The following is a 22,532-nucleotide window of genomic DNA, read 5'->3' on the forward strand; positions in this document are numbered from 1 at the left end:
AAGTTAATATTTTTCAGAAAAAAAACAAAATCAATTTTTATTTAATAACATATTTTAATATAAATTTAAGTTTACCGATGAATGATATATAAAAAATCAATAACTTTATATAATAAAATTCTGATTTTTAAATATTTAAATTAAAAAACTAATCTCCGGAATATCATGATTACCCATATTAGATGTATGATTATTGATGATGATGAACTGGACAGGCTGGTTCTTCAGCATTATATCAGGCAATATCAAAACATTGAAATTGTTGCCACTTTCGACTCTGCAGAAAAGGCGGTTCCCTACCTTGATCTTCCTGCTGATCTCCTGATTACTGAAACCAATTTAAAGGGTATGAGCGGTCTTGAACTCCGCACATTAGCCCATAAGATACCTGCCTGTATTTTCGTAAGCTCACATCCTGAGCTGGCTGCCGGAGCTTTTGAGATCAATACTTTGGATTTTATTACCAAACCTCTTACCGCAGAACGCTTTCATCATTCCATGGAAAAGCTTTTTGATTTTTTTGAAGTAAAGGAAAAATGTGAGTGCTATGATGCTATGGTAGGAGAAAACTGCATCAAAATAAAAGAAGGAGGTCATATTCATCAGATTAAAATGAAAGATATTCTCTATCTCGAGGCTCTGAAAGATTATACCAGAATTATCACTCTTGAAAAAAATCACTGTATTTTAAATTCTTTGGGAAATCTTCTGCAAAAAAACTTTTTTGATTCTTTTGTCAGAATACACAGAAGCTACGCTGTCCCACGTCATCTTATCCGAGGGAAAAGCTGTCATGAAATAGAGCTCGCTCATCACATAAAACTCCCTATTGGCCGTACTTACAAAGACAACCTGTCTTTTTTTAATCCTTAAAAAATATAGTCATAATTCACAAAATGCCATTGGTCGATTATTTCTGCCGTTGGTCTATTTTCTTTCCAATTGATTGAGATAGGTGGTAATTTAGTCTTCCCAAATTCCCCAAGAAAAACACATATCTATTAATCACCAAAACTGTTATCCATGGAAAGAATATCTATTTATTGTATTATTCTGTCTGTCTTTTCCATCCCCATACTGCACGCTCAATCTGCAGTTTTGGCAACGGGATTGGATGCATCAGCAGCTAATGGTTTTGTTTCTTACAGCGTAGGTCAGACCACCTATCTGGAAAAAGGAACAGGACAAGTTCTGGAAGGCGTTCAACAGCCTTACGAAATCATCACCCTTACCACTCTTGAAAATTCTTCTGAACAAACAGGTATTTTGCTCTATCCTAATCCTTTCAGAGATTATTTGTATTTAGATTTTACATCAAATAATTTTAAAGGATCAGAATACCAGCTATTCGATGCCCAGGGCAAACTGGTAAAAAAGGATAAGATTTCACAATCAAAATCTGAGCTTAATTTCTCCTCACTTCCTTCCGCTATGTACATCATCAGGATTACTCAAAATGGAGAAAATATCAAAACTTTCAAAATCATAAAAAAATAAAATGCCATGAAAAAAATATTATCACTGTTTTGGATCCTGACAGGTTTCTTTATGGGACTGTCCCAGGCTCCGGAAAAAATGAGCTACCAGGCTGTCATGAGAAATGGTTCCGGACAACTCTTAGCCAATCAAGGAATTGCGATAAGAGTAAGCATATTGCAGGGATCTCCTGCCGGAGCAGCAGTCTACTCTGAAAGACTCACCGGAAATACCAACGCCAACGGACTTGTTAGTCTCGAAATAGGAACAGGAACTATCCTTACCGGAACATTCGCCACGATCGACTGGTCTTCGGCAAGCTACTATTTAAAAACAGAAACAGATCCGGCCGGTGGAACCAACTATACCATAGTAGGAACCAGTCAATTACTAAGTGTACCTTATGCTTTGTATGCTAAATCTGCCGGAGTGAGCGGAGGAAGCTTTACAATTCCCTATTCCAATACGGTAAATAATGCCTCCACTTTATTTTCATTAATCAATGATGGTGATGGAACTTCTGTGGAAGGAGCCAACAGCACAACCACATCCAGTATTGCTGCTGTAAGAGGAATTGTAAGCAATACAGCCCCTGGCGGATTTTCTTCAGCAGTACGCGGTATCAATAACGGAACCGGCGGACTGGGAATTGGTGTCTGGGGAAGCCAGGCCGGAAGCGGCTGGGGTGTATATGGTGTTACTCCCAACGGTTTAGGAGTTTACGGAAATTCCAGCGGAAACGGATATGGAGTTTATGCAAACAGTAATACAGGAACAGGTTTAAATGCCACCAGTAACAATGGTATTGCTGCCAATATTTCTATCGTTAATAATGCCAACGCCAATAGTGTTCTTACAGCATCTACTGTAGGGAACGGAACGGTTATCAATGTTTCTACCACAGGTACCGGAGCCGGAATATTAAGTTCTACTGCGGGAGGTTTTGGTGCTCATGGAATCACCTCTTCCCAGTCATCTGCAGGGATTATAGGAGATAATACCGGAGCAGGTGAAGCAGTTGTGGGTAGAACGGCCAGTGATATTGCCGGAGCGGTTGTGGGCCGTAATGATGGAGGTGGATATGGGGTGAGAGGATTTGTGGCTACCAATACTTCAGGAACTGGTATCGGAGTTTACGGACAGGTAGGTTTAAATAACAGTACCGGCCGTGCAGGACGATTTGAGAATTTCAACCAAACCAATACAACAGGGAATACTTTTGAGGTAGAAACGAATGGAAATGGAAATATTCCTGATAATACTCAAGGAAACGCAGCCTCCTTCATTGTTGACAATACAAATAGTGTGGGAGCAGCAGTAAGAGGGGAAGTAAATACTATTTTCGGAAATTTTGGTGCAGCCGCAGTTTTTGGAGTTTCTTCTGGAACCGGAGGACGTGCCGGTTTATTTTATGCATCAAACCCTGCCGGAAACGGAGCTTCATTGATTGCTCTGACTGATGGGAACGGAAATGCCATCACTGCCAATGCCGGAAAAGATGGTAACGGTGTTGAAACCAATATTGATGGTGCCGGAAATGCTCTTTATGCATGGGTTCCTTCTTTTGCCACTGGCCGAGCTGGAAGATTTAATATTTTTAACGAATCCAACACCAGCGATGTGATTACAGTAACAACTGTAGGAAACGGTATTGGTGGAAATTTTAAAGTAGATAAAGTGACGGGAACATCTCCTGCGGTAAAAGGAGAAGTCAATTCCCAATTTGCCAATTTTGGAACAGCCGGAATCTATGGAGTATCTTCCGGAACTGGAGGATTCGCAGGGTTATTTCATGCAAGCAATCCTGCCGGAAATGGCCCGGCATTAGTTGCTATTGCTGACGGAAATGGAAATGGTATCACAGCCAATGCCTCAAATGGCGGAGATGGAGTTGAAACCACTGTAGATGGGACAGGAAGTGCCATTTTTGCATGGGTTCCTAATTTCAGTAATGGACGAGCCGCAAGATTTGTGAATTTTAATACATCTAATACCAATGCAGCCCTTACCGTAGAAACTCATAGTGCAGGATCTTTGGCTTTGTTTAAATCAGGAAACCCGGGAACCGTAAATGTTGCCCGTATCGATAATACAGGAAAAGGATTTTTCAACGGCGGTACACAAAACAGTGGTGCTGACGTTGCTGAAGCTTTTGATGTCAACGGAAACATTTCGGAATATGAACCTGGGGATATTCTGGTTATCTCAACAAAAGCAGACAGAACGGTTGAAAAATCATCAACACCCTACTCTACTCTTGTTGCCGGAGTGTATGCTACTAAACCTGGTGTATTGCTTACAGAAGAACATATCGATATTGATATTTCCAATAAAGCGCCAATGGGTGTCATTGGTGTCATTCCAACCAAAGTATGCCTTGAGAACGGAAAAATAAAAAGAGGAGACCTTCTGGTAACTTCATCTAAAGCAGGTGTTGCCATGAAAGCCAATCTCACAAAAGTAAAAATTGGACAGGTCATCGGAAAAGCACTTCAGGATTATGACCAAAAAGAGGTTGGAAAAATTCAAGTATTAGTCAACATAAAATAAACCGTCATGAAAATAGCATATATCATCCCATTATTATTCCTAAGCACTTTTATTTATGCTCAGGAAAGTAAAAAAACGGTTCCTGTAGAAGAAGATCAGGCACTGGTTGTAAAACAGGCAAAAGAACAACAGGCTGCCCAAATTCAGGCTGATAAGGAAAGAGCTGAAAAAACTCCGGTAAGTACTGGGCTGGCCTCTGATCGAGGCCTGGAAGTTAAAAAACAGGAATCCAAGCCTAAAGCAGCTGCAGACCATTCAGGAAAGCTTCTCCCCAATACGGCAAGTCTTGAAGATATTAAAAAAACCATCCCAAACAGACAGGCATATCACAACAGTATAAATTCTAGGAACACAAAAACGACAGTTACCGGGCTGCCTAACACAGCAACCCTGGAAGAAATAAAAAAAACAATTCCCAAAAACTAATGACTCTCAAAAACTGGTAACCTCAAAAAGCTGATAACCAAACTAGATTTTTCAAACAAAGAAGTCCGCTATTATGCGGACTTTTGTTTTCTATAGGGTGAAATGATATTATTAATCCCAATCAGCAGCTACAAATTTCATAGTATTTCCATGATCATCGGATAAGGTAAGGAAATGTCCTTTGATAGAATAACTGGTCATGGTTTCAATTTTCTTCTGAAAAGAGCTTTCAAGATTCATATCCTGACAGGCTTTCATTGTACTTATTCCTTTTGAAAATTTTACTTTTCCTCCTTTTTTAAATTCAGAAACAAAAGACATCCGGTTGCATCCCATGTAAGCGTTTGCCTGAATTTCACCCTTTACCCTATTGGCTGTCAGGTTCATTTCGGCTTTATTGGCTATTAATTGATCTTTTGAAAAACCATCAAAAGAAATGAGCATCCATTGCCTTTGAAGAAAGGGATCTTTGGTGGGCACTGAGGAACAATTTAAAACGAGTCCTAAAAGTAAAACTGCAAAAAGTGAGAATAGTATTTTTTTCATGCGGATTATCATCCCATTTTCATACCATTCCGGGACAGAATCTCGTAAAAATTAGTAAATTAGCGACACAAAAATTATTTTATAAAATGAAAAGACTATTTCTACTATTCACTTTCTTACTGGGCTTTGCTCAGATGAGGGCGGATGAGGGGATGTGGCTGCTAATGCTCATCAAAAGACTTAACGGTGTTGATATGCAAAAAGAAGGTCTACATCTTACGCCTGAAGAAATTTATTCTGTGAACAATTCAAGCTTAAAAGATGCTATCGTAAGTTTCGGTGGTTTCTGTACTGGTGAAATCGTTTCGGATAAAGGACTTATATTTACCAACCACCACTGTGGTTACGGTGCTGTTGCTGCGGCTTCTACACCAGAAAAAGATTATTTGAAGAACGGTTTCTGGGCAATGAAACAGAAAGACGAATTCAATGCAAAGGATCTTTATGTAAGATTTTTAGTGAGAATGGATGATGCTACGCAAAGAATCAATTCTAAACTAAACAACAATATGACCGGAGCAGAGAGAAAAGCTGTGATTGATGCTGAAACTAAAGCAATCCAGACTGAAAACTCTGAAAATGGGAAATATACGGTAGTAGTAAGAGATTTCTTCAACGGAAATGAATTCTACTATTTCGTATACCAGGATTATAAAGATATCAGATTGGTAGGTGCTCCACCTTCATCTTTAGGAAAATTCGGGGGAGATACAGACAACTGGGAATGGCCAAGGCACACTGCAGACTTTACAGTTTTCAGAGTGTATGCTGACGCTGCAGGAAACCCTGCTGAATATTCTCCAAGCAACACACCTTTGAAGCCTAAGCACTTCCTTCCGGTTTCTCTTAAAGGAATTAAGCCTGGTGACTTCTCGATGATCTTAGGATATCCTGGAAGAACAAACCGTTACCTGACTTCTTACGGAATTCAGCAGATGGTAACTAAAGATTACCCGGCATGGGTTGAAGCTTCTAAATTGGCTATGGATGTAATGAAAAAATACATGGACAAGGATAAAGCTACTCAACTTAACTATGCTTCTCAATATGCTTCTGTAGCGAACTACTGGAAAAACAGACAGGGAACTATCGATGCGGTAGAGAAAAACGGAACCATAGCCGATAAGCAAAAAACAGAGGATATCTTCAGACAATGGTCTATGAAGTCTGGAAATGAGGCTTATGATGGTATTCTGGAAGATATTGCAATTTACTACAAGCAGGTTTCTGAGAGAAATGTTGAGAGAAACTATGCGTCTCAATTCTCAAGAAATGCAAAATATATCTCTCTTGCTCTACAGGTAGGTTCTGTTCTTAAGGCGTATGCCGCTCAGGACATGCAAGGAAGATTAGCGATGAAAGCTAAAACTGAAGCTGCAATTAAAGCTGCTTATGAAAACTTCAATCCATCTTTAGAAGGAGAAATGCTTTCTTCTATGGTAAACCTATATCAGATGAGAGTTACTAATAAAGAAATTGCTTCTGCTACTATTTTAGGATTAGATGCTAAAACAATTTCTAACCTGGCTTACTCTTCTATATTCGCTAACAAAACTTCTGCAACGAACTTCTTATTGAACCCGGATGCATTGAAACTTGATGCTGATCCACTTTGGAAAGCTGCTAACGGAATTGTTGCAGATCAAAAAATGAGCACTGAAAGATATGCTAACGTAGATGATAATTTTGCTAAAAAGAACCGTATGTTCTTAGCTGGTTTAATGAAAGCTATGCCTGAGAAGAAATTCTACCCGGATGCTAACTCTACAATGAGATTAACTTACGGTACTGTAGATAAATTGCCTATCAGAAATGACAGAAATTATTTCGGTATTACGGATAACTATTATACAGATATGACTGGTCTTGTTGGAAAATACAAGAAAGGTGACGAAGAATTCGATCTTCCTCAAAGAGTGATTGATCTTTACAACCTTAAAGATTTCGGTCAGTATGCTGATGCTGCAGGTTATATGCCTGTAAACTTCCTTTCTAACAACGATATTACTGGTGGTAACTCTGGTTCTCCGGTAATTGACGGAGACGGTAACCTTATCGGTATTGCTTTTGACGGAAACAGTGAAGCATTAAGCGGAGATATCGTATTCGAGCCTGAATGGCAGAAAACCATCAACGTAGATGTTCGTTTCGTTCTTTGGACAATCGATAAATATGCTGGTGCAAGAAGATTAGTTGACGAATTGAAGCTTGTAAGAGATGCAAACACTCCGGCTGATACAAAAACTAAAAACTCAGGGACTACAACAACCCCTAAGAAAATAAACAAAAAATAATCTTATTTGATCTATTTTTGAAAACCGTGAAATTTACTTTCACGGTTTTTTTATTTTTGATTCTTAAAATATTTCATCATGAATCTTAACCCTATTGAATTCATAGCCATTATTCAACAGAACGGAGAAATGAATGCTGCATTCGTAGAATTTCCATTTTCTACAGAGGAATTGTTTCATAAAAAAGGACAGGTAAAAATTAAAGCCCTATTTGACGGTAAAGTTGAATACCGTGGTAGCCTTGTCAAAATGAAATCAGATTGTCATATTTTAGGGCTTACTCAGGAAGTAAGAAAGCTTTTGAATAAGAATTTCGGGGATGAAGTCTCTGTTGCTCTTACTGAAGACAAGGAGGAAAGAGTAGTTGAAATTGCAGATGATATCGCTTCTGTTTTTAATGAAAATCCGGAAGCAAAAACCTTATTTGACAAAATGAGCTATACTCACAAAAAGGAATATATCCGTTGGATTGAAGAAGCCAAGAAACCGGAAACGAGAGAAAACAGAAAGATAAAAATGATCCAGATGATTCTGGATGGAAAAAAGGGAATATAGACCGCTTTACTTTTCCCTCTCAAAACGATACATTTAAAAAAAATTGAAATAAAAAAATATTTTTTGTCAGGATCTCAAAAAGTAGCCGACTATAGTTACAGATATCAATTATAACTATAAAAATTTACTTTTATGAACAAGTTTATTTTCAGAACATCAATTTTAGCTGCAGCTACTCTAGCTGCGTTTTCCTTAACTTCATGCAGTGATTCTAATAACGACATGATGATGGACATGGGTTTTCAAAGATCCATTACTTTTGAAAACGTTGTAACACCCAAAGATTTTGTAGAAAGCGGAAGTTTTCAGGGAACAGGAACGCCTCCTATTATTTTACCCGGACAATCTGTTTCTGTTAAATTCAGTGCAGGAAAAGCACAGGCTTTAATGTTTGCAACAATGTACGGAGCTTCAAAGGACTGGTTTTTCGCGTCCCAGCAGCCGGGTATCAAATTGTTTGACTCAAATGGAAATGCTATTACCGGAGATGTTTCTTCAAGTGTCCGATTGTGGGATAACGGAAGCAAAGATGACATCACAGGACAGGTTGAAAGCAAACCCATTATGCAGGTTCCTAATGTCAATGCTTCACAACTTATGAAGCTTAACCTTACTTACAATGACGTAACTTCAGAATTTACCCTGACCATTACCAATACCTCTGGCGGAACAGCCAACGAAACTCCTTTTTCTCCCGGTGTATGGGCAGTTTCCAACTACAATGGATCTCAGCTGCTGAACAGTGCTCCATTTTTTACACCTAATGCTTTATCCAATCCTGAAATCACAGATATTGCTCAAATGGGAAATATCAGTAAAATGATGACGAAACTGAATGCCAATACAGGAATTATGACTGGGCTTTCTCCTGCCTTGGTGGTTGTTTATCGTGGTGATAAAAATCCAATTTATGAATTAGGCAAATTAGACAGTGGAATGGGACTGAAAGATATTGCACAGTTTGGAAATGTAGCCAAGCTTCAAAACAGTTTAAAATCTTTACCTAATGTAAAAGGAGTATATGTTGCAGGAAATGCTCCTGTAACTCCGGGAAGTAAGGTAACCACCAACTTTAATGCTGAGCCAGGTGATAAAATTGCCTATGCAACCATGTTTGGTTTTTCCAATGACTGGTTCTATGCTAATGAACAAAGTATTGATGCTAATACTAAAGGAGACCTCAGCTTAAAAACTTCATTATTTGATTCCGGGACAGGTATTGACCAATATCCGGGTGCGGGAAATCATCAGGCTTTATTCGGTGGAACTCCACAAAGCGAAAATAAGGTTATTTCCAAAGTAGGAAACTTTTATCCTGTTCCTGCAGTACAGAATGTGATTAAAGTAACCGTTAATTAATCTTCACATAAAAAAGAGGTTGTCTCAAAAGTAAAGTAATTTGACTTTTGTTATGGACTATGTCGAATTTACAATTTGAGATTCTTCACTCCATTTCATTTCGTTCAGAATGACACTTTTGAGGCAACTTTTTTAATTACAAAATAATATAATCTTTCTATCAGAGTTTCAGTTCTCCTTCCAAATACTGTTCTCCTCCTCCATTGGTAATGGTTATAAAACCCTCATAGTGACTCACCTTTACTCCCAGATCATTATTTACTTCTTTAAAATACCCTGCCTTGTCTCTGTTATAGACTGTATCTCCCTGCCAAAGAAACTTTGCAGATTGTCCTGTTTTATTTTGAAACGTAAGGGCCCTCAATGGGTTGACAAATCCACTGGATTTAAGATCGACCACAGCACTTTCGTTAGCCGCAAAATCTTTAGACAATACAATAATAGTATCCATTTATTTTTTCTTTGGTTTTCGGTTAATTAAAAATGAAATAAGCCTTTCTCATTACCCTGATACAAATATCTTTCTCAACCACGACAAAACTTGACGTATTTATTCAACAAAAAATTAAAAGCCCAGGCAGGATCTGTCTGGGCTTTTTCAATTATCAAATTCTATTCAACCGGAATTCCAAGATATTGTAAATAGGAATCCAATATTTTTTTATCAAATACCGGTTCCTGAATTCCTGACCCTTCCAGATACTGAATAACATTGGAGCAATCCCATACATAAGTATTCTGGTAAAGTTCTACGGTAGATAAGCCTTCATGCATATTATCTCTGAAAAGACTCGTCAATGGATACAAACGGTTTTTGCTGTCATCTTCCCACTGTTTTCTCCATTCTTTATAAGGAAGGTCTTTGAGGGTAAAAGGGTAATTTTTTTTCATGAGTCCAAAGAAATCTTCCAAGGTAAGATTCGTTTCCGGACGGGCAATCAGATTGAATTTCTTCCCTATTGCCTCTTTATTTTTCGTGATATGAGCCATGGCTTTCGTCATATAATCTACGGTAATAAGACCCTCTCTAAGCTCAGTGAGCGCTGGATAAGATTTGAACTCTATACAATTTTTCACCAATCCGGACCACCACTGATAGGATGCACTTGCGCCTGTTTCGCTGTGGCACATGGCATATCCAAGACGGTAAGTAATTAATGGAAGTCCTTCTTTTGCAGCCAAATCAGCAACGGCTTCCATCACCCATTTACTTCTTACATAGCCAATATCTTTGCTTACAGACATCAGATTCTGTTCAATATCATCGGATTCAAGCATTACCGTTTTTCCTGTGAATAGATGTCCCCAGCTGTATACGGAAATGGTTGACAGCAAGGCAAGACATTTTGTTCTTTCTGCTCCTGCCAGTTTTATAATTTCCCTTAGCCCTTCTACATTGGGTGCTTTCATATAGGAATAAGGTTCGATAAAGTTAACTGAGCTTCCGGAGTGATAAATCAAGTCGGTTTGTTTTGCCAGTTTTGTAAATGTTTCTTCTGCCAATCCTAAGGATGGCAGAGCCAGATCTCCGATGACAGGAATAATTCTTGATTTCTGTTCTACATGTTGAGGAATATGATATTGCTTAAAACATCTGTCAATTTTTTCCATTGCATAAAACTCATCCTGAGCTCTTACAAGGCAGTAAATATCAGCATTGGTAGTATCCAAAAGCTCCTGTAACAGGTGAATTCCTACAAAACCTGTGACACCTGTTAAAAATATGGTTGTTGGATTTTCCACCTGTTGAGGATCAAATCCACCTGCAAAAACAGTTCCCGGAGCAAGATAAACATCTTTCTGAAGTTCAACATACGGTTCTACATCTTCCATGGGGATTGCTTCCCTTGCCTCTCTTGATCTGTTAATAAGAACTTCTGACAGTTGCTGCAATACAGGATACTGATATATATCCCGCAGATACACTTTTACATCCAGCTTTCTCTGCAAAGCAACCGCTACCGTTGCAACCAACAGAGAGTTTCCTCCAATGTCAAAGAAATTATCTGTGATATTGATGACTGGGCGTTCCAATGCAGACGACCAGACATCTGCAATAATTCTTTCGGTCTCGTTGGTGGGTGGTTCAAATGAAATCAATTCTTTTGCTTCTTTATCGGCCAGATCCTTTAATATCTGTGTATCTGTTTTTCCATTTGCTGTTAACGGAATTTTATCTATAAAAATAATTTGTGCAGGAATCATATAGCCCGGAAGTTCTTCTTTCAATGCATTTCGGACTGATGAAATATCTGCTACTGCTCCAGAGTCTAATACAATAAAAGCAATCAGATATTTGGTGCTCCCTTCTGTTTCTTTACCAATAACCATAGCTTCTTTAATATTTTCCTGCTGAGTCAATGAACGTTCTATCTCTCCCAGCTCAACTCTGAAACCACGAATTTTCACCTGATTATCAATTCTTCCCAAGAATTCAATATCACCATCCGGATTCCATTTGGCAAGGTCTCCTGTACGGTATATTTTCTCTGTCTCGTTGAATGGATTGATAATGAATTTAGTATCTGTAAGTTCTTTATTATTAAGATATCCTTTTGCTAAAAGATTTCCTCCAATACAGAGTTCTCCTACAGCTCCTACAGGCAGTAATTCTTTATTTTCTCCCAGAATATAGGCTTTTGCATTGGCAATCGGCCTGCCTATAGATGAAACATATTTTCCATTAACATCTTTCACTTTTTTGAATGTCGCAAATACGGTACACTCGGTTGGTCCGTAATAATCTATCAGCTCGTAGCTTAATTCTGAGGTAAGCACTGGTTTTAGTTTTTCACCTCCCGTAAAGAGATATTTCAGTTTCAGATCATGATAATTACGGGAATAATTAACTACTGGCGGAGCCAAAACAGAAGGTGCGAAACCGTGTGTAATCTGATTTCGTCTATAATAATCAAGTAAAGCAAATGCATCTGTTCTGTCTTCATTATCAGCAATAAAAATAGTAGCTCCGGAAGCAAGAGCAGACCACATTTCCCAAACAGAGATATCAAATGCCAACCCTGCGACAAGAGTTAATTTTGAACTATGATCCACATGAAAATGATGATTATGCCATGTTACCAGATGTTGTATAGCCTGATGATCTACCATCACTCCTTTGGGTTTACCCGTTGAGCCTGAGGTATAAATTGTATATGCCAGGGCATGCTGATGGATATTAATTCCTGGATATTCTGATGATAAATGATTAAGATTCTCCATATTGCTCAAATCAAATACTTTTGACTTTTCGGTTTCTGATAAAAGTTCTTTAAGAATTTGATTCGTAATGATCAGATCAGCAGAGGTATCGGAAAGAATATATTCTACTCTTTTGACAGGATACGCAGGATCTATCGGAACATAGGCTGCTCCTGTTTTGATAACCCCAAGTATCGCAATGGCCCATTCCAAAGAACGGTCCAGCCAGATAGGAACATATTTTCCATCTTTGATACCACGACTCAATAATAGGTTGGCGACCTGATTGCTTCTCTGATCCAGCTCTCCGTAAGTAATCTCCTGATCCTGGTAAACCACGGCAGTCTTATCAGGATGGAGGATTGCCTGCTTCCTGAAAAGAGATTCCAATGTTTCTTCATGATGATACTCCCAACCGGTTTTATTGAATTGATTTAAAAGTTTTTCTCTGTCTTCAGATGACAGTAACACAGCTGAACCTAATGACAAAGGTTCTAATGAGGGAATGGTGTTTGACATAATAATTTGATTTGGTTTGGTTTAAAAATTTGTAAGTGGAATTTCAGCTATAGAAAACATCTAAAAAGTAAAGACATGAGGGATAACCACTGTTTATTTACTAAATGTGTTTCCTGATAGTTTCTCAAAACTGAATGATTTAGGGTATACACCAACCTTTCTATGAGTGGGCCGGCAGTCCGTATTCAAACGTTATGTATCTATTCGAAAAAGAAGGAAGAATATATTTCGTCTATCCTTTGTAAGTGGGATACACTTCCTACGTAGTATTTATGAATTTGATTTTCATAATGTGATATTTTAAATAATTTGGCAATCAAACTTAACATAATATTTTAACTTATGCGTTACATAATTACTATGTTAATTCCATATGTAAGAATTAAACTTATGAAAACAAAACTGAGTATTTAGTTTTAAATCAATCAAATAGAACAAAAATCAAGCGTTCCAGAATTCCCGATCCAGGCTTCTGTATTGTATGGCTTCGGAAATATGGTGAGACAGAATATTTTCAGATTCTTCAAGATCTGCTATTGTTCTGGCAACCTTAAGGATTCTGTCATAAGCTCTTGCTGAAAGATTAAGTTTTTCCATTGCCAATTTGATGAGACTGAAAGAAGCTTCATCCAGTTCACAATAGGCTTCAATTTCCTTCGGTCCTATTTGGGCATTACTGCTGATATTGAGGTTTTGATATCTTTTATTCTGAATATCTCTTGCTTTCAAAACCCGCTCTCTGATCTCTTTGCTCTTCTCTCCTTTTCTTTTCTCGGAAAGCTGCTCAAATTCTACCTTTTGAACTTCAATATGAATGTCAATCCTATCTAAAAGCGGCCCCGAAAGTTTACTCATATACCGCTGCATTTCGTAAACAGATGAGGTATTATTAGGATCATCGGGAAAGAATCCACTCGGACTGGGGTTCATAGAAGCTACCAGCATAAAACTTGCCGGATAATTTACCGTAAACCGGGCTCTTGAGATCGTTACTTCACGATCTTCCAAAGGTTGTCTCATGACTTCCAGCACGGTTCTCTTAAATTCCGGCATTTCGTCCAGAAATAAAACTCCGTTATGAGCAAGGGAAATTTCTCCTGGCTGCGGGTAACTTCCTCCTCCTACCAGGGCAACATCGGATATGGTATGATGTGGAGATCTGAAGGGGCGAACTGTCATCAATGATGTTTCTGTTCCTATCTTCCCGGCTACAGAATGAATTTTTGTTGTTTCCAAAGCTTCTTTCAATGTCAGTGGAGGCAAAATACTGGGAACTCTTTTGGCCAGCATGGTCTTTCCGCTTCCGGGCGGACCGATCAGAATAATATTGTGTCCGCCTGCTGCTGCCACTTCCATCGCTCTTTTGGCTGTTTCCTGGCCTTTAACTTCGGAGAAATCGAAAGGGAAATCATTGATTTTTTCATGAAATTCTTTTCTGGTATCCAATGTTACTTTTTCAAGCGCTTTTCCTTCGTTAAAAAAATCAATAACTTCTTTAATATTTTCTACACCGTATACATCAAGATCATTGACAATGGCCGCTTCTCTGGCATTTTGTCTGGGAAGAATGATTCCTTTAAAGCCTTCTTCTCTGGCTTGGATCGCAATGGGTAAAACACCTTTAATGGGTTGTAAACTTCCGTCCAGTGAAAGTTCTCCCATAATAATATAGTCTTTAACGTTTTCTGCCAGTATTTGATCTGAAGCCGTCAAAATACCAATGGCAATACTGAGATCGTAGGCAGAACCTTCTTTTCTAAGATCTGCAGGAGCCATATTAATGGTTATTTTCTTTCCAGGGATTTTAAATCCTACATTTTTAAGAGCTGCAGAAATTCTGTAGCTGCTTTCCTTAATAGCGTTATCAGGAAGTCCAACGAGATGATACCCTACTCCTCCGGTATCTACATTCACTTCAATAGTAATGGTCTGTGCAGCCACTCCATGAATGGCACTTCCATAAATTTTGATCAGCATGGTGTGTTTTTGGAGTAAAAGTAAACAATATAGTATTTTGAAAATCTGAAAGTTAGATTAATGATTTTCTATATAAATAAGCATATCTAAAAACATATTAATAAAAGAGCATTGAGATACTTTCTTCAAAGCTATTAAGATTTCTATATTGTTCAGATTGCATACATCCTAATAAAAATCAGGTTTTAAAGGAGAAATAAAGTTATCTCTCTGTTTAGAATTAATATAAATAAAGTTATATTTGTGGCTTATTTATTTTTAATAAGACTAAATAGATATAAAATGCAGCAGACCGGTAACAAAAAATCCAAAGGAACCTTTAAAAAATATATTCTGAAAGTTCATTTATGGCTCGGATTATTATCAGGTAGCATTGTACTAATAGTTTCGCTGTCAGGTGCTTTTTTTGTTTTCAATGAAGACATTACCGCTGCCTTGCGCAAGGAAACAACCTTCCATGGAGAAAAAGATATTCAGCATAAAAAACCGATTCCTATACGCGAGTTAAAAGATATTGTGAATGCCCAGCTGAAAAATGAAATCGTAAAAACAGATGAAGTAACGATTCCTATAGATCCTGCCCGCTCTTATCAGTTCGGACTGATTAAAGTTAATGAAGAGGGCTGGAATCACTTCAATACCTTTATTGTTTATAAAAACGTGTATGTAAACCAATATACCGGGAAGGTACTTGCCATATATGATGTAAAAAACAATCCTTTCTTCATCTGCATGACTCTGCACCGCTCGTTGCTGCTAAGCAATAAAATTGGCGGTACTATCGTGGGAATATCTACCATCATCTTTGTCATAATGCTGATTACGGGAATTATCCTATGGTGGCCGAAGAATAAAAAAATGCGTCAACAACGTCTATGGTTCCGTTGGGAGAAAGTAAAAGGCTGGAGACGTAAAAATTATGATGTACACAATATCCTTGGGTTTTATGCCTCTTTTCTTGCGATTGTTGTAGCCATCACGGGTATTATGTATTCGTTTCGTATTACTCAAGTGTGGGTATATGCATTACTCAATGGCTTTTCCACTGCAACCCCAGATTTCAGTCAATATAAAACAACCGCTCCGGAATCTGTGGAAACTGTAACCACCATCGACCGTATTATAGAACAGGTAAAAACTCATTATCCAAAAGCTTATTCTTTTGGAATTGATCTGGAAGACCATGCTGAAGCAGATCACAAACACGATAATTTAAGCATCTGGATCAAAGATAAAGAGTTTACGTATGCTGAGTCTTCGATGATGATTTTCGATGAACATTCCGGAAAACTTTTATTTAACCATCCCCACGAAGACAAACCTATGGCAGAAAGAGCTACAGATGCTACATATGATCTTCACGTGGGAGCTTTTTTCGGAATGCCCGGAAAAATTCTGGCCTTTATCATGAGTTTATTCTGTGCCTCATTGCCCATAACCGGATTTATGATCTGGTGGGGCAGAAAAAATAAAAAAAAACCAACAACCTAAATCTATTATCATGAAGAAACACTATATATGGCTCCCTTTAATGGCGAGTCTGAATGCCTACGGACAGACTGAAACTCAGAACGACTCTTTACAGACAGATAAAATCTCAGAGATCAGTGGCATTGTAGTAAAAGGGAGTAAAGCCGTTTTCCAGCAAAAAGCTGACAAAATGATTTTTAATGTAGAAAATAGTGTGTTATCTGATGGTACTTCTGTTTTGGAATTGCTTGGCAAAACTCCCGGTGTGGTAGTTTCGCAAGAAGGGGAACTTTCATTACGAGGCAAAAAAGGAGTAAGTGTAATGATTAACGGTAAGCTGAGCTCACTGTCGGCAAAAGAACTGGCCAACCTGTTACGTTCTACCAATTCCACCCTGGTAAAAAATATTGAAATAATTGCCAATCCTTCCTCTAAATACGATGCTGCGGGAAATGCAGGTATCATTAATATTGTCCTGAAAAAAAGCTCATCAGAAGGACTGAGTGGCAACTATTATCTGAACGGAGGAAGAGGTCGTAAAAACAGGATAAATACAGGATTGAGCCTGACCTATACTCACAATAAACTTTCTCTACACGGAGATTACAGCTATACGTTCCGTGGGGAAGAAGAAAGACGGAACTTCAGTCAGATTTTCTTTGATGAAAAACAACCTCAGCAAATGACCCGGAGAACAGATCAGAACTCCATGACCAATGAGCCTTTAACTTCTAATAACTTTAAATTTGGTGCTGATTATGCTTTTAGTGATAAAACAACTATTGGGGCTTTATTTGATGCTAAAATAGGGAGATATGAAGATTTTTCTAAAGGGGAAAACAGAATATTTCAGCCAATAGATAACCTGTTTGCCCATGTACTTTCAGATAATAAAAGCAAGGAAAACTGGTACGATTATACCTATAATTTAAAGGGTACACATATCTTCAACGATAAAGATTATAAGGTAGATGTGGATCTGGAATATGAAACTTCACGTTTTTCTTCCCGTCAGAATCAGATTTCAGATGTATTGGTGAATCTGGGAACAGAGCAATTCAACAATAGAAGAGGCAACATTGCTTCCCGTCTGAAAGTTTTCAATGCTAAGGTAGATTTTACGTTGCCTTTCAGCGAAATGCATAATCTGGAAACAGGATTAAAGTCGACTATAAAGTCTAATAACAATCCTTCGGAGTATTTTATACAACAGGATAATGAATGGATCAATGATGATAAAGCAAGTAATGAATATTCATACAAAGAGCAGATACATGCATTGTATGCCAACTACAAGCTTAATCTGACGAAATGGACATTTCAGCTGGGGTTGAGAACAGAAGTAACCCATACGGACATCAACCAGAAAACTTCCCAGGAACAGCGAAAAAGAGACTATACCAACCTTTTCCCAAGTGCATCCATCAAATACCAGATGAATGATCAACATGGATTTTATGCCTCATACAGTAAAAGAATCAACAGACCAAGCCACTTCGATTTGAATCCGTTCCGTTTTTATGATGATCCTTTCAACTACTGGCAAGGAAACCCGAATCTGAATCCGGAATTTACCCACGCAACAGAATTGGGATATACCTGGGGAAAATACATTATTGCATCAGCCTACTTTAGTGTTACAAATGATGTCATGACAGAAGTATATAACTATCAGCCAGACACAGGAATCCTGGTAAAAACTCAGGATAATCTAAACAAGTCTTATGTATATGGTGCCAATATTACAGCCACTACAAAGCTTTTTAAATGGTGGTCGCTTACTTCTATGCTGAATGTATTCAACAGTGAATATAAGGGTAACTACCAGAATTACTCGGTCAACAGTTCACAACTGGCATTTACGTTGAACGCACAAAACAGCTTCAGCATTGCAAAAGGATTGAAAGCAGAGACTAATGGACAGTATTTTTCGAAATCCAATATTGGCTTGTTTATCCGTGATGCCTATTTTGACCTGACACTAGGAGTTTCTAAAACATTATTAAAGGATAAAGCAACCGTAAAACTTGCTGTGACAGACTTATTAAAGACCAATAATTACCGTGTAACAGGAAATAATTTCAGTTCTACCATCCGACAAAAATACAATCTGGACAGCCGGGTAGTAACGCTGTCATTCAATTATAAGCTTTAATATTTCCGGACATTGTAGTTCAGCCTTGTCAAGGTTTTTTTAAACAAATGATCGACAATAGTTTAACAAAAAACCGGGTCTCAAAAATTTTTGAGACCCGGTTTTCAATCAAATAAACATTTTATATTTTCTACGAAATTTATACGCTATAATTAGTCATAAAATTTATCGAAACGGGCAAATCCGGAAATACTGCTGGGAAGCTTCATTCCTTTAGTTATTTTATCCGTTTGCTGATCATAAATCCAGACATAGTTTCCTCCTTTACTGGCATTTACAGCGATGTATAATTTGTTATTCTGAACAAACATACCTTGTTCGTAAGGTTCATCTCCCGGCAATTCGTCCAGAACCCTCACCAACTGTTTGGTTTCGATATCTATAATAGCATACCGACCATTGTAACTGCCTCCTAATGCCTGATCACGGTACAGAACTACCATTTTATTGTTACCAATATAATCGATAACTGTTTCCAGAGGCTTGTTTCCAACAAGACTGGTAAGATTGATCTGATATCCTGCATCAGGCGAAGTTGCCCCTTTAAGAGCCCTGAAAAGGAAAATATCACTTGTCCCAGCTCCTGCACGTGGAAAACAGGTATAGTAAAAAGCTTCTTTATCTTTGGTAAAAGTCGTTTTGAAATAAGGAGAACCATTGGCTACCCCAGAACTTCGGTTATCCGTTATGGAATTTTTTACTTTGAAGGTGTTATAATCTATTACAGCAAAATTATAAAATTCAGGAGTGAGCCATTTACCATCGCGGAAGCTGTACTGCAAATAGATCTGTCCATCCATATAGGTCATAGCACCCAGCGAATAAAAATTATATGCATTTGGAAAAGGCTGAAATCCTTCAATCTCACCCTGACGGATAATACTAAGGTCAGCAGCATTGAAAACAGTATAGCGTATATGCTGACCATCCCCTGTATCTCCTACAACAACCAAAGTATGATCATCTATCCAAACATAGCTGGCAATATCACTGATATAGGTATAAGGCACTTCTTTTACAGTCGTCAGCCTATCCTGTGTATATTTAAATTTTTTGAAGATACCCTGATCGGTTTTATAGTTGTAGATAAAGCCATTTTTTACAATGTAGGAGTAGGTTCCTTTGGAATTAATTTCATCTCCTTCTTTGGTAATATCCATTTCGCCTTTTGTCAGGTCATTGGTAGCCGTCATGTAATGTACCGTATTGGGCCAGCTTCCGAGAGCGGAAAGTAAAAAATATTTATAGTCTTTTTCACCACTTTCAGAGTCACCGAAACCAGGTTCGCGTTCGCAGCTAAAAATGGTTAAACATGCAAGTATTAAAAGTATACTGTTTTTGAAATATTGTGTCATGATCTTTTACTTAAGTAGGTATCTGAATTTTAAATAGAAAGCACGTCCCTGCTTCTGAAGTTTGAAGTTGTCATAGGACAGTGCATCTCCAACGTTGCTTACATCGAACGCCAGATTATATCTTCCGTTCTTCATGGAATAACTTATACCTATATTATGCAGGGTTTGTCTTGGAATAATCGGAATGTTTCGTGGATTTCCATAGGATTTCCAGTTTTTGTAGAACCATTCTGTCATCTGTAGTCCGTAGTAAAGCTCTATCCTGCTGTCTTTCTGAAACCAGTCATCTTTACCAAGACTTACATTTACATTTCCAAATAACCAAGGCTGATTGGGAACATCTTTTTTGTAAGTAGCCGAAACGACATCATCACTGTTATTGGCAAATTTTGTATTGTCATACGCTTTGTTGTAGCTCACATTCATTAACACGTTCAGGAGTCTTTTGTATTGGTAACCGATCTCTCCTTCAAGTCCTCGTGTAAAGATATTAGACAGGTTTTCATATTTGAAAGTACTGTTATATAAATTGGGAACGGTATAAATGAAATCCTTTGTATCCCGAATATATCCTGCTCCTTCTATACGGAACGCATGCTGCCCCCAATGGTGACCATAGTACAACCCTACGTTTACATTATTACTGGTTTCAGGCTTCAGATTCATATTACTGGTTACAGCAACCCCATCTCCGAAAATTTCCTGTGGTTCTACCAAACGATAAGAACGTTCAAAAGATCCTTTTATTCCCAATCCTTTTGTAATTTTCACAGTGGTAGCAAAGCCATAGCCCCAGCTGCTAAAATTGTCTTTTGCCGGATTATCAGTTCTGGTCACCGGATCGAAAACCATTTTCTGAAGTCCTACCTGGTAATATTTAGCAAAGAAAATATTAGTCCAGTGCTTATTGAAAAACTCCTGTTGATAAGCCATAGACAAGATCTGTTTGGTCATTTTCGCCGGAGGTACATTCTTTTTTTCCTCTTCAAGTTGATTGAATGTGGTATTCTTAAGGTAATCAAGCACATAATTGAAGATAAGCTTGTGATGCTCAACGATTTTGTAAGTAGCTCCTACCTGTGAGTAAAGACGGTCTTCATGCTGCATGATGATTGTTCTTCCTCCTTTTTCACTGGTAGCAGAAGGTTCAAAAGTGTTATCCCAGCTGTATTTACGCATAAGGGTATCTGTTGCTTTCTGAACGCTTTTTGAGAAACCGGCATACACATTCACATCCAGATGATCATTGAACAGCCCTGTTTTTTTATACTTCATAAAGTAATTATGAGCCTGTCCGTTTTGCTTTACCCCACCATATACGACTTCCTGATTGGAACCGGTCTGGATCTGTTTATCAAAAACGGATTGTGACATTCCCACAAAGAAAGAATCTGCCCAGCTTTTGTTTTCCAATCCTACTTCAGCCATCCCAAAAACAGATTGATACCTGTCATTAAAACGTTTCAGGTCTTTTAGCTCATATTCGTTTTTAGCGGCATTCCAGATTTTCATATCCTTCATCAGATAGTTGTTATCCGAATGGTTATAAAAACTGTTGATACGCATGATAATTCCGGTTTTATCATCTTTAAACTGTCCATTCAGATTGATACGCTGGGTATTAAAAGAACCAAGACTTATACTTGCATCCAGGTAATTTTTGCTGCTTGACGGCGTAATAATATTGACCGCTCCACCCATTGCATCTGTACTTAAATGGATAGGAACTACGCCTTTATAGATCTCAACACGGTCTGCCATATTTACAGGCAATGTACTCAGATCCACTCCTTTTCCAAGCATTTCCAAAGGAACACCATCGATAAAGAATTTCACTGCTTTACCAGACATTCCATTGATAGAAAAGTTATAATCGGAACCTATACCTCCCTGTTGGCGGACTTTAATCCCTGTTGTTCTGTTCAGAACCTGATTAAGATCTGCTGTGGTATTGGCCAATTTGGCAACATCAATAGCATTAACAGTAAAAGCACCGTCTTGCAGTGCTTTTACTTTACCCTTGCCGTGTACTACAACTTCTTGCACAGCCGCATGATCATCAGCTAACTGAATAATTAGCGGAGATACTTTGCTACCGAAGTTTATTTTCTTTTTGAGTTTTTTGTAGCCATCCAGGCTGAAGACTAAGGTAGCTTCTCCTTTCTTGTAACTGATCTTGAAATTTCCGTTTTGATCGGTTTTTGTATTTATTTTTGTGTTTTCAACAAAAATGTTTACTCCGTTTAATCCCTGCATTGCGTGATTCTGTACTGCTCCCTGAACTGTAAAATCAGCATCCTGTGCTTTAATGAGGGAAATTGTAAGGGTAAAAATGAGAAAGATAAAAATACGCTGATACAATTTCATTATTTATAATTATTATAAATAGCAAAATTAAAGGTTCACTTGTAAACTCCCAAAGGAAAAAGGATTTTATTTTTAATTGTTCTAATTATAATTAATATTGATTGATTGATAAATTTTCTTTAAAATCATAACAAGCTAACATTCAGATATAAATATAAAAGCATTGAGCTACTCTATTTTTGTCTGTATGAAAAAAGTCATGTGGAAAGCAAAACATACCGCTAAGGCATATTCGTCCCATAGATATAAAAGAAAGAAGCAGCTATTAAATAGCTGCTTCCT

The 22,532-nt window shown here is 37.9% G+C and carries 15 protein-coding genes; 9 read left to right on the top strand and 6 right to left on the bottom strand.

Going from position 1 to position 22,532, the window contains the following annotated elements; translation table 11 throughout:
• Positions 1 to 165: 165 nt before the first annotated feature.
• The 4 genes from ACMA47_RS10590 to ACMA47_RS10605 all read left to right on the top strand — a co-directional run bounded on the left by ACMA47_RS10590 (position 166) and on the right by ACMA47_RS10605 (position 4,452).
• Positions 166 to 873 (top strand): LytR/AlgR family response regulator transcription factor, encoded by a 708-nt coding sequence (locus tag ACMA47_RS10590; protein ID WP_413929756.1) that lies wholly within the window; start codon positions 166 to 168, stop codon positions 871 to 873.
• A gap of 150 nt (positions 874 to 1,023) precedes the next feature.
• Positions 1,024 to 1,497, top strand: coding sequence for a T9SS type A sorting domain-containing protein (locus tag ACMA47_RS10595; RefSeq protein ID WP_413929757.1), 474 nt, complete (start codon positions 1,024 to 1,026; stop codon positions 1,495 to 1,497).
• A 6-nt stretch (positions 1,498 to 1,503) separates the two neighbouring features.
• The gene (locus ACMA47_RS10600) at positions 1,504 to 4,026 is read left to right on the top strand and encodes a beta strand repeat-containing protein (RefSeq protein ID WP_413929758.1); all 2,523 of its coding nucleotides are present in this window, start codon (positions 1,504 to 1,506) and stop codon (positions 4,024 to 4,026) included.
• Positions 4,027 to 4,032: 6 nt separating this feature from the next.
• Positions 4,033 to 4,452 carry a hypothetical protein gene (locus ACMA47_RS10605; protein ID WP_413929759.1) on the top strand — a complete coding sequence of 140 codons (420 nt, stop codon included), beginning with the start codon at positions 4,033 to 4,035 and terminating at the stop codon, positions 4,450 to 4,452.
• Positions 4,453 to 4,563: 111 nt separating this feature from the next.
• Here ACMA47_RS10605 and ACMA47_RS10610 read toward each other — a convergent pair whose 3' ends face one another.
• On the bottom strand, positions 4,564 to 4,998 hold the full coding sequence (locus ACMA47_RS10610; RefSeq protein ID WP_413929760.1) for an META domain-containing protein: 435 nt from the start codon (positions 4,996 to 4,998) through the stop codon (positions 4,564 to 4,566).
• A gap of 86 nt (positions 4,999 to 5,084) precedes the next feature.
• Between ACMA47_RS10610 and ACMA47_RS10615 the strand changes: the two genes are divergently transcribed.
• The 3 genes from ACMA47_RS10615 to ACMA47_RS10625 all read left to right on the top strand — a co-directional run bounded on the left by ACMA47_RS10615 (position 5,085) and on the right by ACMA47_RS10625 (position 9,206).
• Positions 5,085 to 7,292 (top strand): S46 family peptidase, encoded by a 2,208-nt coding sequence (locus ACMA47_RS10615; RefSeq protein ID WP_413929761.1) that lies wholly within the window; start codon positions 5,085 to 5,087, stop codon positions 7,290 to 7,292.
• A 78-nt stretch (positions 7,293 to 7,370) separates the two neighbouring features.
• Positions 7,371 to 7,847, top strand: a complete 477-nt coding sequence (locus ACMA47_RS10620; RefSeq protein ID WP_413929762.1) for a YdeI/OmpD-associated family protein — start codon at positions 7,371 to 7,373, stop codon at positions 7,845 to 7,847.
• A 132-nt stretch (positions 7,848 to 7,979) separates the two neighbouring features.
• Positions 7,980 to 9,206 carry a spondin domain-containing protein gene (locus ACMA47_RS10625; RefSeq protein WP_413929763.1) on the top strand — a complete coding sequence of 409 codons (1,227 nt, stop codon included), beginning with the start codon at positions 7,980 to 7,982 and terminating at the stop codon, positions 9,204 to 9,206.
• A gap of 160 nt (positions 9,207 to 9,366) precedes the next feature.
• Here the strand turns inward: ACMA47_RS10625 and ACMA47_RS10630 are convergent, their stop codons facing one another.
• The 3 genes from ACMA47_RS10630 to ACMA47_RS10640 form a co-directional block, all read right to left on the bottom strand.
• Positions 9,367 to 9,657, bottom strand: coding sequence for a hypothetical protein (locus ACMA47_RS10630; protein ID WP_413929764.1), 291 nt, complete (start codon positions 9,655 to 9,657; stop codon positions 9,367 to 9,369).
• 161 nt (positions 9,658 to 9,818) lie between these two features.
• Positions 9,819 to 12,926, bottom strand: a complete 3,108-nt coding sequence (locus tag ACMA47_RS10635) for an amino acid adenylation domain-containing protein (RefSeq protein ID WP_413929765.1) — start codon at positions 12,924 to 12,926, stop codon at positions 9,819 to 9,821.
• Between the two features lie 441 nt (positions 12,927 to 13,367).
• Positions 13,368 to 14,903, bottom strand: coding sequence for a YifB family Mg chelatase-like AAA ATPase (locus ACMA47_RS10640; protein ID WP_413929766.1), 1,536 nt, complete (start codon positions 14,901 to 14,903; stop codon positions 13,368 to 13,370).
• A 282-nt stretch (positions 14,904 to 15,185) separates the two neighbouring features.
• Here ACMA47_RS10640 and ACMA47_RS10645 point away from each other — a divergent pair, with 282 nt between their 5' ends.
• Positions 15,186 to 16,394, top strand: coding sequence for a PepSY-associated TM helix domain-containing protein (locus tag ACMA47_RS10645; RefSeq protein ID WP_413929767.1), 1,209 nt, complete (start codon positions 15,186 to 15,188; stop codon positions 16,392 to 16,394).
• 10 nt (positions 16,395 to 16,404) lie between these two features.
• Positions 16,405 to 18,528, top strand: a complete 2,124-nt coding sequence (locus tag ACMA47_RS10650) for a TonB-dependent receptor domain-containing protein (RefSeq protein ID WP_413929768.1) — start codon at positions 16,405 to 16,407, stop codon at positions 18,526 to 18,528.
• A gap of 152 nt (positions 18,529 to 18,680) precedes the next feature.
• Here ACMA47_RS10650 and ACMA47_RS10655 read toward each other — a convergent pair whose 3' ends face one another.
• Positions 18,681 to 19,883 (bottom strand): hypothetical protein, encoded by a 1,203-nt coding sequence (locus tag ACMA47_RS10655; RefSeq protein WP_413929769.1) that lies wholly within the window; start codon positions 19,881 to 19,883, stop codon positions 18,681 to 18,683.
• A gap of 6 nt (positions 19,884 to 19,889) precedes the next feature.
• Positions 19,890 to 22,250 carry a TonB-dependent receptor gene (locus ACMA47_RS10660; protein ID WP_413929770.1) on the bottom strand — a complete coding sequence of 787 codons (2,361 nt, stop codon included), beginning with the start codon at positions 22,248 to 22,250 and terminating at the stop codon, positions 19,890 to 19,892.
• Positions 22,251 to 22,532 lie beyond the last annotated feature (282 nt).

It is taken from the genome of Chryseobacterium sp. T20, assembly GCF_047345655.1.
Classification (GTDB): domain Bacteria; phylum Bacteroidota; class Bacteroidia; order Flavobacteriales; family Weeksellaceae; genus Chryseobacterium.